11 protein-coding genes and 3 other annotated features are annotated in these 12,385 nt (G+C 35.0%); of the genes, 2 read left to right on the forward strand and 9 right to left on the reverse strand.

Annotated features, from left to right (window positions below; translation table 11 throughout):
- Positions 1-4: 4 nt before the first annotated feature.
- From aroC to MHB70_RS13295, 3 genes are all read right to left on the reverse strand, one after another.
- Entirely contained in the window at positions 5-1,177 is a 1,173-nt protein-coding gene (gene aroC / locus MHB70_RS13285) for a chorismate synthase (RefSeq protein WP_001269419.1), read from the reverse strand.
- Between the two features lie 53 nt (positions 1,178-1,230).
- Positions 1,231-1,450: a binding site (T-box leader), on the reverse strand.
- A 9-nt stretch (positions 1,451-1,459) separates the two neighbouring features.
- Positions 1,460-2,536, reverse strand: coding sequence for a bifunctional 3-deoxy-7-phosphoheptulonate synthase/chorismate mutase (locus MHB70_RS13290; protein ID WP_001273577.1), 1,077 nt, complete (start codon positions 2,534-2,536; stop codon positions 1,460-1,462).
- A gap of 194 nt (positions 2,537-2,730) precedes the next feature.
- Positions 2,731-2,967: a binding site (T-box leader), on the reverse strand.
- Between the two features lie 54 nt (positions 2,968-3,021).
- Positions 3,022-3,258: a binding site (T-box leader), on the reverse strand.
- A 108-nt stretch (positions 3,259-3,366) separates the two neighbouring features.
- Entirely contained in the window at positions 3,367-6,849 is a 3,483-nt protein-coding gene (locus tag MHB70_RS13295; protein ID WP_097927338.1) for a DUF4020 domain-containing protein, read from the reverse strand.
- Positions 6,850-7,030: 181 nt separating this feature from the next.
- On the opposite strand from MHB70_RS13295, the gene MHB70_RS13300 reads away from it, so the two are divergent.
- Positions 7,031-7,468: a YndM family protein gene (locus MHB70_RS13300; RefSeq protein WP_001013100.1), complete on the forward strand. Its 438-nt coding sequence runs from the start codon at positions 7,031-7,033 to the stop codon at positions 7,466-7,468.
- Positions 7,469-7,596: 128 nt separating this feature from the next.
- Here MHB70_RS13300 and MHB70_RS13305 read toward each other — a convergent pair whose 3' ends face one another.
- Genes MHB70_RS13305 through MHB70_RS13315 form a run of 3 tightly spaced genes read right to left on the reverse strand, consistent with a single transcriptional unit; the run spans position 7,597 to position 8,984 of the window.
- Positions 7,597-8,127 carry a cysteine hydrolase family protein gene (locus MHB70_RS13305; protein WP_000709520.1) on the reverse strand — a complete coding sequence of 177 codons (531 nt, stop codon included), beginning with the start codon at positions 8,125-8,127 and terminating at the stop codon, positions 7,597-7,599.
- Between the two features lie 41 nt (positions 8,128-8,168).
- On the reverse strand, positions 8,169-8,708 hold the full coding sequence (locus MHB70_RS13310; RefSeq protein ID WP_000898791.1) for a GNAT family N-acetyltransferase: 540 nt from the start codon (positions 8,706-8,708) through the stop codon (positions 8,169-8,171).
- A 9-nt stretch (positions 8,709-8,717) separates the two neighbouring features.
- On the reverse strand, positions 8,718-8,984 hold the full coding sequence (locus MHB70_RS13315; protein WP_225988035.1) for a YfzA family protein: 267 nt from the start codon (positions 8,982-8,984) through the stop codon (positions 8,718-8,720).
- Positions 8,985-9,125: 141 nt separating this feature from the next.
- Between MHB70_RS13315 and MHB70_RS13320 the strand changes: the two genes are divergently transcribed.
- A complete protein-coding gene (locus tag MHB70_RS13320; protein WP_000987481.1) occupies positions 9,126-9,647 on the forward strand; it encodes a kinase in 522 nt (173 codons plus the stop codon).
- Between the two features lie 39 nt (positions 9,648-9,686).
- On the opposite strand, the gene MHB70_RS13325 is transcribed toward MHB70_RS13320, so the two are convergent.
- The 3 genes from MHB70_RS13325 to entB form a co-directional block, all read right to left on the reverse strand.
- On the reverse strand, positions 9,687-10,352 hold the full coding sequence (locus MHB70_RS13325) for a hypothetical protein (RefSeq protein ID WP_000206092.1): 666 nt from the start codon (positions 10,350-10,352) through the stop codon (positions 9,687-9,689).
- A 52-nt stretch (positions 10,353-10,404) separates the two neighbouring features.
- Positions 10,405-10,827 (reverse strand): SMI1/KNR4 family protein, encoded by a 423-nt coding sequence (locus MHB70_RS13330; protein ID WP_000665933.1) that lies wholly within the window; start codon positions 10,825-10,827, stop codon positions 10,405-10,407.
- A gap of 204 nt (positions 10,828-11,031) precedes the next feature.
- Entirely contained in the window at positions 11,032-12,354 is a 1,323-nt protein-coding gene (gene entB, locus MHB70_RS13335) for a cell wall-binding protein EntB (RefSeq protein ID WP_061529523.1), read from the reverse strand.
- Positions 12,355-12,385 lie beyond the last annotated feature (31 nt).

The raw sequence follows: 12,385 nt of genomic DNA on the forward strand, positions 1-12,385 counted from the left end.
TTTTTTAAAATTCTTTTGCGTATTTGTTATGTTCTGTAATGTTTTGCTTTAATAATTCCATACGATCTTTTCCGAATTGTTCGACTAGTGCATCTGCAAGTTCCCATGCCACAACAGATTCAGCTACTACACCTGCTGCTGGTACTGCGCAACTATCAGATCTTTCAATACTCGCTTGGAATGCTTCTTTCGTATCAATATCAACGCTTGCTAACGGTTTGTATAATGTAGGAATCGGCTTCATAACACCTCTTACAACAATCGGCATTCCCGTTGTCATACCACCTTCTAAACCGCCGGCATTATTCGTTTTTCTCGTGTATCCTTTTTCTTCATCCCAAAGGATTTCATCGTGCACTTTACTTCCTGGCTGTCTTGCCGCTTCAAAACCAACACCAATTTCAGCACCTTTAAATGCATTAATACTCATAATAGCACCAGCGAGTTTTGCATCTAATTTACGATCGTAATGAACGTAACTACCAACACCAATTGGCATACCTTCTGCAATGACTTCGACAATACCACCGATTGAATCTCCACTACTTTTTGCATTATCGATCGCATCCATCATCTCTTGTTCTACTTCTTTATCTAAACATCGAACAGGTGAATTTTCAGTTATCGTTTGAATCTCTTCAATTGATAAGTTGGAAATATGCTTCGCTTGCACCCCACCAATTTCAAGCACATGCCCTGCAATTTCCACACCTAACTCTTTCAAAATTTGTTTCGCAACTGCTCCAGCAGCTACACGAACTGTCGTTTCTCTTGCAGATGAGCGCTCTAATACGTTTCTTATATCACGATGACCGTATTTAATAGCTCCGTTTAAATCTGCATGTCCTGGACGTGGTTTTGTAATTGTGCGTTTCATTTCTTTACTTTCTTGCTCTGAAATCGGGTCTGCACCCATTACTTTCGTCCAATGTTTGAAATCATCATTTTTTACGATTAACGTAATCGGTGAGCCAAGTGTCATCCCGTGACGAACACCACTTACAATTTCAACTGTATCTGTTTCAATTTGCATGCGTCTTCCGCGCCCATGTCCTTTTTGTCTTCTTAATAATTCCTTATTAATATGTTCCGCTGTTAATGTTAAACCTGCCGGTACACCTTCTAAAATAACTGTTAACTGCGGACCATGTGATTCTCCAGCTGTAATGTATCTCATTTCTTTTGCCCCTTTACTATTTTTTTGTACAAAAAAGTCCCTACTGAGCGCTCAGTAGGGACGATGTTTATCGCGGTACCACCCTAGTTGTAGACAACTATCGTCTACCTCTCTTCTTCTTTAACGATCGTTTGACCGTCCTCCCCTCCAAAAGTTGTCGGGAAAGATGCTCCAAGGCTGTAATTCATGCTTATCTTTGTACTGATTCACACCGACCATCAGCTCTCTTTAACAGTGAGATAAGCACTACTGTTTCCTCTTCAGCGCATATATGATATGGAATTAAGATAATTTATTTTTGAAACCTTTTAACTCATCCATGAATCTATGGAATTCTGGAATGTCCATTTGTTGTGCAGAATCTGATAATGCAACTGCTGGATCTGGATGAACTTCAGCCATTACTGCATCAGCTCCAATAGCAAGTGCCGCTTTCGCTGTTGGTAATAATAAATCTCTACGTCCAGTTGAATGTGTTACGTCAACGATAACTGGTAAATGTGTTTCTTTCTTTAAAATCGGTACTGCAGAAATGTCTAATGTGTTACGTGTTGCTCTTTCGTATGTGCGGATACCGCGCTCACAAAGAATAATTTGGTCATTACCTTGCGCAATAATGTATTCTGCTGCATTAATGAACTCATCAATTGTTGCTGCTAATCCACGTTTTAGTAATACTGGTTTATTAACTTTACCTACAGCTCGTAGTAAATCGAAGTTTTGCATGTTACGTGCGCCAACTTGAATTACATCAACGTATTCTAATGCCATTTCAACATCGTTCGGATTTAAAATTTCACTAATAATCGCTAAGTCGAACTCATCTGCTACTTGGCGTAAAATTTGTAACCCTTCTACTCCTAAACCTTGGAAATCATATGGAGATGTTCTCGGTTTGAAAGCACCACCGCGCATTAATTTTAAGCCTTGGTCTTTCATAGCTTGCCCTACTTGGCGAACTTGCTCTAAGCTTTCTACTGCACAAGGCCCCATGATGAACGTTTGTGTTCCGTCCCCAATCAATTCACCTTTTACATTAACGATTGTATTTTCTTGTTTCTTTTTACGTGATACTAATAACGCCTTACGGTTATCATCTTCTTGTAATTCTAAGCTAGCTTTGAAGATTGTTTTGAAAATATGTTGAACTGTTGACGTTTCGAATGGTCCTTCGTTGTGCTCTGCGATCATATCAAGTACTTCACGCTCACGTACTGGATCAAAGCGTTTCGTACCTTGTACTTGCTTTTGCTCCCCGATTTTTTGAACGATTTCACCACGTTTGTTTAAAAGGTGTAATAGTTGTAAGTTAATTTCATCTACCTGTTTACGTAATTGATCTAATTCATGATTTGCCATTTGGAAATCCTCCTCTAATGTTTTAAAAGTATAGTAAGAGAATGAAAAATTCTCTATTTTCTGAACTGGTTAATTATACAAATTTAAAGTGGAATCGATACCTCTTCTTATCTTAAACTAATAATTACCACAAAGACACTAGCTACTAGCTGAAAATCACTTTTTTTGTACAAAAAAGCCCTACTGATCCAATCAGTAGGGACGATATTTATCGCGGTACCACCCTAGTTGTAGACTTCTTTCGTCTACCTCTCTTCCTTGTTAACGATCAATGTGACCGTCTTTCCCTTCATAAAGACAATACTATCTTTACTACGAAAAAGATGCTCCAGGACTGTAATTCGCTCTTGTTTTTGTACTGGTTCGCACCAACCACCAGCTCTCTGTTACAGGGAAACAACAACTACTGCTTTTCCTTTCAATGCATGACTATTTTATTTTCAAGTTGGACCACTAAAATACAAAAAGTCCCTACTGAATAAATCAGTAGGGACGATATTTATCGCGGTACCACCCTAGTTGTAGACTAACTTTCCGTCTACCTCTCTTCACTGTTAACGATCAATTGACCGCTCTTTCTTCATAAAGACAATCCTATCTTTACTACGAAAAAGATGCTCCAAGACTGTAATTCATGATTATCCCTGTACTGGTTCACACCAACCACCAGCTCTCTGTTACAGTAAGACTAACCACTACTGTGATCTCTTCATTGCACTTTGTTTATTCAAATGTTTTTGAAATTGAATAAGTATGATTCGTATTATAGAACGCTTTTCAAAACACTGTCAATATGTTTTTTATATATTTTTTAAAATTCCACTTTCGTCCTATATTTCTTCTTGTAAATTCCCCATTACAATTCCGATGCGAATCATCTCATTTTCTATTAAGTTTAATACGTGTTTTTCTATTCCAAACTGGGCTAATCGTTTTTTTATTTGTATGATTTCATTTTCAAGAAAATCAGCTTCCTGACGTGTTTGCAGTAAAGTGAAAAACACATTTGCATACATTTCTTTATACGCTTTCATACTCTCTTTCTTTTCAAGCATTTCAATAAATAACTGTTTCATTTCCTCTCCTGCACATTCTCCATTTACATCTATAAATGTACGCGACAAAATACGTAATCCTTTTTCTAAAATCTCATCCATGTATAAAATAATACGTAAAATCATTACATATTCTCTCGTTGTTATCTCACCCATTTTTGGTCGTTCTCGTAAAAATATACTGAGCCAAGCTGTCCAAAATTTTTGTTGTTCTTTTACACTTAATGTTTTAACGTAATAGCATAAATGTTGCATAAATTTAATTTTATTCTCTTCATTTTCTCGTATAAGCAACGGATATAGCCAATCTGTTTTTTGTTCCCAATACAGCACACATTTTATAAATACAAAACTAAGCCACTTCAAGAAAGCTTCCCTCGTATGCGGGTGTAAAACTTCTAAATGCTCTACTGCATACTTAATAAACCTCTTCATTTCAGTAAATAAAGGTAAATTTATTTGCGTATAACATAGACCTGCCCAAGCATATTTCGTAATCTCATTTTCTTTCTTTAATTCTAAGTAAGGTAACAAATATTTTCGGCACCATTGTTTCTCAATATGATATAAAAATGTAATATCTGCTATTAAACGCGCAAACATAAAGTTTGTCCGTTCAGAACTTACTCTTACTTGTTCTTCAAATAAAAATAAATATTCATACACATTGCGATCGTATAAATGATCATATGATAACAGTTTTAATAATACAGCTGTCATTTTTCCAACAGGATGCTGAATCGACTCATTATAAAAGTCTTGTTTTCCAATCTTAAAATCTGTATCGCTTTTCATAACTTGAGGAAATACCGAAAAAGCAAAACGTTTTACAAACCGTATACTATTCTCCTCTAACTCTTCTAATCGATTACTAATCTCATATAGAAAACTACTAATTAACCAATGAAACGCAGTGTTTCTAACAAATTTCTGTAACAGCGGAATAATTTTTTGGATTTGCCCATTTGTCAGTCTCCGGTTATTTCGCCACTCTCTAATACAAACAAACCACACTTCGTTACTTATTTCATGCATGCCTACTAATTGGTACGCAAATGAAATACTCCACTCTGTATTCAATTTACATGCCTTTGATAACATCTCTAAAAAATGACGTTGTTCAAAAACACCGTCATTCGAAAATTGCCGAATTTGGTTCATGATTTCATCGTCTTTCAGCTGCAGTAATCCATCGGCAGTTACATTACAAGTAATACTTTGTTCGATAGCCTTTTTTTTAGGTACACTGTATAGAACAGAATGAAAATGCGGATGTTTCTGTTTCATTAGCTCGTATCCTTGTGCTGTTGATGGACTATTTGAATCACAAGTGAATAATAAATCTAAGACTAAACAAACATCAAATGCCCTCTCCTCTGCAAGGTGCTTCGTTGCAGTTTGAATGACTTCTTCCTTTGTTTTTTCTAAAGAATGTGCGTAATGATTTTTTAAAAGTTGAAACACCTCATGTTTATATGTGACATCTAAAAGAAGCCCTTCCTGTAACAACCATTTCATTTTATCATCTACGCTAACAAATAAATTTTTATTCATCGCATCAATTGCAATTCGCTTTTGAAGCAAACTATTTGCTTCTATCATTTCTGTAATATAATAATTCGCTTTTTTCTCATTGTTTTCACATAAATAGATTAGACACTCTTTTACAATTTGAATTAAAAATGCAAGGTCATTTTGATGAAACTCTTTTTCTACATTTTCCTTATTTCTTTTTTTCAGTGCCGTTCGTCTTAATGACAACATTCGCATCTTCTCTAATCCCATCATCAAAATGGGAACTGCGTAATAAGAAATATGCGGTCTCATCTTCTCATTCCAAATTTGCTCCACATGAGAAAATGTAGACACCGGTAACCGACGCGATTCCTCGAGTTCAATGGATTCTTGCGTATCATTTCCTAACTTTCTTTCACGCTTCAACTTAAGTTTTCCGTCCAAAATAAACGTTAGTAACAATAAAGCAATTTCTTTATGCTCAGGAAAAGAACACTTTTGCAATAAGTAAGAGATTTTTTCTATAGATTTACTATCTTTTTCAGCTGTTTCTAATAAAAGGAGTGTCCATCTTGCAAACAACAATGGGTCCATTTTGATCTTCGTCTCGTTTAAATAGCTGCAAATTGTTCTCCATAATAACGGGGATATTTTAGAATGATTTTTAAAAATCAATTGAAATAATTCTTTCTGATGACTAAAAAGAAATTGTTCCACCAACCATTCTGCAAGCAATTCATCTACTTCATCATAGGTTGACGTAAGCAAAAATAAATTTCGTAATTTCCCCTCTGCTTCAAGCCATTCCACCCATTCATAATCTCGGGCAAATTCAACAAAATATCGAACAGTTTCAATTTTTTTAATGGACTGTTTTATGTAGGATAATTGTTCCTGCTCTACTGATGGTGGCACTGTTACAATGTCACGAATACGCATTCTTTTTGTAATATAATTATCCCCCATTAATTCCGCCCAGCGTTTTACCGCTTTGACGAGGGACTGGTGATTATTTGATTTATTCGGATACACAATCGGCCTTATCCCTAAATGTTCCCAGTGATACGTATTTTCTCCTTGTGCGACAAATGCATAGCGCCTTGTACTTGGTGGTAAACCAGTTGCTAAATATTTCATTACTGGGTCATTATGGCTATACCCAACGAATAAAACGGTGTAATTGGAGAATAAATCAACTAAAAATCTTCTCGCCCATCCTTCCGTTAAGTAAGCCCTTCCAAAATCACCATCTGTTAAAATTAAAGCTTCCTTTTCTTGTTCTATATTTCCATGTATGTAAGCAAGCCCTTTAAACGCTCTACCTGTAGGTAAAGCAGGTGCATAATAAACATTTAATTCTCTATTCATTTCGTTCATCGCAGTTGTAAAATGTCGATCAAAATTCGTCGTTACAATGCGAACTTCTGTATCTAAAGGAAACAACCTCGGAATTGCAAAATGAAGCGGATTTGGTTTTGACGTTTCTATATGAACTAGGTCTTTTGCAACTTGATGTACATCTTTTGTTTTCGCAATTTTACCAAGATAATAATCATGAGGTTCTGTTATTTCACGCTTTTCGACATATAAAGTTTTTGCAATTTCATCAACTAAATCATCAAAATTCGGTAAGTTTGATTTCCCTTTCATAGAAACTCCCGCTCCAACAAACAATACTAACTTTCCTTGTTCAAGATGATCGATTAGCTCATCTGGAATTTCTACTTCTGAAGTAATCCACATTTGGATTCACCCCTTACCTAAAAATGTCATATACTCTCATTTTACTATAACATTTTTTTGTTATTTTTTTAATATTTAGACATAAATTCGAACATGAAAAAGTTTTATTTAAATATATTAGTTACAATGTATGAACTCCTGAGTTTATTGCAAAACTATGTATAAATCGGAGGTGTAACTATTGAATGGTTTTACTGTAGTACTTATCAAATTCATATCATGCATTATCGCATTTAGTATCGGACTAGCTTTATTTTTCCCTGCAACGTTCGTCCAAATTATTTCATTCAGTCTTTTTGTGACAATCGTATCTTATATGTTCGTTGATAAAATTATTTTAAATCGCATTGGCAATACTGGTGCCATTATGACAGATTTCTTATTAGCGTATTTAAGCGTTTGGATTTTCGGTAATATTTTATTAGACAACTACATGCAAATTGCATGGGGAAGTATCCTTTCAGCGATTGTCTTCACATTATCAGAAGTAATTGTACATCGCTTCTCTAACTCACACACAAGACATCACAACGATAATATTCATATTAATCGCCGATTTGCATATGGTACGGAGTTTGCTGAAGAACAGAATGTATTGGATAAAGATAAGAAGAAGTAACATCTTGATGAAGGAGCTCCCTTTTTAATCATGTGGGCTCCTTTTTCTGTACTATCATTTCGGTACATGAAATTATATAGACTTACCAACAATATTTGATATGTTATCTTCAAATAAAAAACTGCCTCTTATTTAGAGGCAGCCACTTTCAAATCTTTTAACGTCACAACATCAGCAAACGCTCCAAACACTACGTTATGATGCTTCACAATATCTTCAGCACGTAACACATCTGTATCAAATGTACTATGTGCATCACTTACTAACGTTACTTTATACCCTTCACTACATGCTCTGCGCGTTGTCGTATCCACACAGTACTCTGTTTGCATGCCTGAAATAATAACATGTTCAATTCCTTTTTCTTGTAACACTTCGTTTAAGTTTGTTTTATGGAATGAATCTGGCGTCGTCTTTTCAACGATACTATCACCCTCTTTTGGTGCAATTGCCGCATGCACCTCCCAGCCATCTGTCCCTTTTTCTAACGGGTGATCTTTTGGCCCGTTATGTTGGACATACATAACCGGAATATCATTTGAGCGACATTCCCCAATGAGTTCTTGTAATGTTTCTAAAAACTTTTCCCCATTATGTACTGGTATTCCTGCTGTATACATACCTGCTTGTACATCAATTACTATTAATGCTTTTTTCATTTCGCTCATCCCCTTTGTTTGTATAAGCCATTGGATATTCACTATAGTTGTTTATATTCTATCATCCAACAATCTTCTAATTTCCCCTCATGCAGTTCATGTTCCTTTAAAATCTTCACTTTTTTAAATCCGCATTTTTCATAACACTTTATCGCACGTTCATTATTTACTTTTGGATCCATTGCGATTGCTTCCGCCCCCACGTTCTCTACAATATATGTAATCGCTGCTTGAACGAGTTTTGTTCCGATTCCCTTTCCCCAAAAGGTCGGTTCTCCGATAAATTGATCCATCCCCCATATATTTTGCGATTCTTCATATCCATATAACGCTTTCCATTCAGAATCAACTTGGTACATTTGAATGTATCCGATCGGCACTTCATCAAATTCTATTAAACATCTTTTTTCATGGCTGTTTGGATTATGTATAAAATGAGTAAGCACCATTTCTACAGATTGCGGATTATCGCGTCCTTCGTAATACTGCAAAACTTCTGGGTCTGTTAACCATTTAGACATGATAGGTGCGTCATCTTCTATTACGTACCTAACCAATAAATCTCCTTTTTGAAAAAGCATGTGACACCTCTATTGTTCCTGTATATTTTTCTTTACTATTACATCTTTACTTGCACCTACTAGTGCATATGGTAGTAATGTTATCGCAAAAAATATTGTAAATACATTCAATTGCGAGATTTTATATGGTGTGAACCATTCCGTGAAAAATTGAGAATGTAAAACTCTATTAAAAAACTCTCCGCCCAGTCTAAAGTTTGGTTTCCATTCAGTAACATCACAAATAATAAAAATGAATTGTACAATTAAAAATGCCCCTAAATACCGAAACCAAATTCAATTCCAAATCGGCTGCACTTTATTTAATGTATCTTCCATCTAGCTCTCACCTTTTTTATTTCTATCATATTGATTATACACTTTCCTCACTTTATTTGTTAAAATTTTCTATACAATCAAAGATGTTGGGGGAAATATATGATGTCTAATCCTATACAAAAATCAACTTTAATTATCCTTCGGGGAAACTCCGCAAGTGGCAAAACAACAATCGCAAAGGAACTGCAAGAACATTTCGGGCAAGGTACACTATTAGTCTCACAAGATGTCGTGCGTAGAGATATGCTAAAAGTACACGACACAATGGGTAACTTATCTCATGATTTACTATTTGAAATTACAAAGTATGGAAAAGGAAAATGTGAATTTGTTATTTTAGAAGGTATTTTAAACAGTCGTAGATACGGTAATATGCTGAAAGAATTAATACACCACTTTGATGGAAACGCGTATACATACTACTTCGATTTATCATTAGAAGAAACGATCAGACGCCATAATACAAGAGAAAAACGAATTGAGTTTGGAGAGGATTCATTACGAAAATGGTACAATCCTCACGATACAATTGTAGTGAATAGGGAGACTGTTTTTACAGATGCTTTTACGCAAAAAGATATATTTCATGCGATTCTTAATGATGTAACGATACAAAAATAAGACCGACAGAATATGTCAGTCTTATTTTCGTTATGTACTTTATATTTTGGTTTTTATAATTGAACAATCTTTACATAAATAAAAATATATATTCATTTCCCCGAACTGGAAATCAACTACTGAAATAAGTTTCCGTTCCTTAATATCTTGTGTAATTGTAGCAACATACTTCATTTCTTTAGAGCAAGTTGGACATGCAAAATCCTCTGGAAGATCTTCATATAATGGTGCCCCTAATAATCTACAAACATATTCTGAACCGAACAAGTCAAAAGCTTCCCAGTAACTATTCTCATCAGTAGGTATATCTTCATTTTTCATATTTATAAGCTTTACAGTTGTTTTTGGTAATGAAACTGGAAGCTTATCTTCCTCTTCCATTACCCATTCTTCTGTATTTTCTTGCCGTATAATTTGAACTGTTTTACCTCCATTACTTAATTGGAAATATTGTGGCTCCCACACCATTGCACAATTCAAGCATGAAACTAATGGTAAAATATTTAGTTCTCCACTTTTAAGTTCAGCAAGCCGCTCATCATTCAAATCAAAACAAATGATTTGGTGCATCTTCTCACCACATAACTTACATACTGGTAAATGACAATCTTGATCGCCGAAATAATGATTATACAAATCTTTCCCTTCGATTACTCTATACCCTTTCTTTTCATTGCAATATGCGCCATATAATTCCGTTGTCATATTCCATCCTCGCTTTATATAAATGTGATCCACCATATTATATTAATTAACACTAAAAAGCATCGTCTTCCTGCATAGTTTCTATAATAAATCCTTTTAAATTTCGGGCTATTTCTTCCCTTTCCGCATCTTCGTGATACCAAATATATATTTCATCACAAACTATTCCGTTATGTATTTTAAAGCACAATTTATCCCCTGAACCATCGTCACCAATTATCATAAGGTCTTCAGATATATATTCATCTCTCAACTCAATATTTTGTCTAACTACATCATCCCAAGTTTTTGCTACATTTTTATTATCTTTAATAGGATATAATATCCATTCCCCTATTTCAGCGTTATTTACTAATTTAAAAAGATCTCTATATTGTGCTGGGAAAACAACACCTAACTTTTCTTCGGTTTCTTTTATATACAATTCAAATACACCTTGTTTCTTTGTTTCAATAATTTCTCTTACTTCTTTCATACAATACACCTATCCTTTGAACTTAATTACACGAATATGAGTGAAAGTGCTTAGCAAATAATTTAATTTATATATTTCATTATATATTAACCCTTCGTTGCCATCATACTGTTCTTGTCAATTTCTCAATGAATCACACTAACTCAAAAAATAAAAGCCAGCCTCAATAAAGAGAACTGACTTCTATCTAGATAACTATATATATTATAGAATTTTCACTTTAACGGTTTGTCTTCCCCAATTCATAGCTTTACTTTTTGACCCCATTAAAACATCAATGCGATTACCTTTAATTGCACTTCCGGTATCTCCAGCGATAGCTTCTCCATAACCTTCTACCCATACTTTAGATCCTAAAGGAATTACTTTCGGATCAACTGCAATAATTCTCATATTCGGATTAGCCGTTAAATCATGCCCCATCGCAGTTAAAACGCGTCCACCATATGTACCATTTTCACTTGGATCAGCAGTATATGCTGTCGCTACTACCGTTAATTCACGTTTAGCAGACTGTGTGTTATTTTTAGATTCTTCTTTTGCTTTCGCTTCTTCTTTAGCCTTTTCTATTTCTCGAGCTTTCGCTTCTTCCTTAGCCCTTGCTATTTCTTGGGCTTTCGCTTCTTCCTTAGCCCTTGCTATTTCTTGGGCTTTTGCTTCTTCCTTAGCCTTTGCTATTTCTTGGGCTTTTGCTTCTTCTTTAGCCTTTGCTATTTCTTGGGCTTTCGCTTCTTCTTTAGCCTTTGCTATTTCTTGGGCTTTCGCTTCTTCCTTAGCCTTTGCTATTTCTTGGGCTTTCGCTTCTTCTTTAACTTTTTCTACCTCTTTTACTTTTGCTTCTTCCTTAGGCTTCGCTATTTCTTGTACTTTTGTTTCTTCTTTAGGCTTCGCTATTTCTTGCACTTTCTTTTCTTCCTTACCTTTTGCTACTTCTTGTACTTTTACTTCTTCCAGCATTTTTGTTGTTTCTTTTGTTTTTGCTATTTCCTGTATTTTTGCTACTTTCTGCGTTTTGGCTTCTTCCTTAGCTTTTACCGCTTTTTGTACTTTCGCTACTTGCTTCGTTTTCTCTCCAGCTTTCTTTTCACTTGGTGCTGTACTTGATAGGAAAGAAACATTTGCATAAGCTGTTTTTCCTTTATACTCAAATTGTAGCCATCCGTCTTTTGCTTGATGCGTTGATTCAATTACATCATCTTTTTTCAGTCTACCAAGAATTTCTGATTCTGTGTTTGCTTCAGAGCGTACATTTAACAAGTTTGCTGTTACATGATAAATATCTTTTGTAAACTCCGAACTTACAAACAATTCTTTACCATTTAAATCAATTTTTGACCATCCTTCTTCGGTATTTATTACTTTTAACTTTTGTCCTTCTTTTACTTTTTCGATAACTTTTGATTCCGTAGTTGGCTTTTCACGTACGTTGAGTACATCCGCTGTTACGATCGTTTCTGCGATAGCAGATGTAGTAAAAGCCCCCAATCCAAAAACTGTTGCTGTTGCTGCGCCAATTATTTTTTTCATATTAGCCTCCATTGCTTTTTTTGGGTTTTAT

The sequence above is a fragment of the Bacillus sp. FSL M7-1020 genome (assembly GCF_038050415.1).
Taxonomy (GTDB): domain Bacteria; phylum Bacillota; class Bacilli; order Bacillales; family Bacillaceae_G; genus Bacillus_A; species Bacillus_A toyonensis.

Excerpts from the sequence above, each read along its gene's own strand:
- aroC (WP_001269419.1), bottom strand. The coding sequence starts at position 1,177 with ATGAGATACATTACAGCTGGAGAATCACATGGTCCGCAGTTAACAGTT.
- MHB70_RS13290 (WP_001273577.1), bottom strand. The coding sequence starts at position 2,536 with ATGGCAAATCATGAATTAGATCAATTACGTAAACAGGTAGATGAAATT.
- MHB70_RS13295 (WP_097927338.1), bottom strand. The coding sequence starts at position 6,849 with ATGTGGATTACTTCAGAAGTAGAAATTCCAGATGAGCTAATCGATCAT.
- MHB70_RS13305 (WP_000709520.1), bottom strand. The coding sequence starts at position 8,127 with ATGAAAAAAGCATTAATAGTAATTGATGTACAAGCAGGTATGTATACA.
- MHB70_RS13310 (WP_000898791.1), bottom strand. The coding sequence starts at position 8,708 with ATGCTTTTTCAAAAAGGAGATTTATTGGTTAGGTACGTAATAGAAGAT.
- MHB70_RS13320 (WP_000987481.1), top strand. The coding sequence starts at position 9,126 with ATGATGTCTAATCCTATACAAAAATCAACTTTAATTATCCTTCGGGGA.
- MHB70_RS13325 (WP_000206092.1), bottom strand. The coding sequence starts at position 10,352 with ATGACAACGGAATTATATGGCGCATATTGCAATGAAAAGAAAGGGTAT.
- MHB70_RS13330 (WP_000665933.1), bottom strand. The coding sequence starts at position 10,827 with ATGAAAGAAGTAAGAGAAATTATTGAAACAAAGAAACAAGGTGTATTT.
- entB (WP_061529523.1), bottom strand. The coding sequence starts at position 12,354 with ATGAAAAAAATAATTGGCGCAGCAACAGCAACAGTTTTTGGATTGGGG.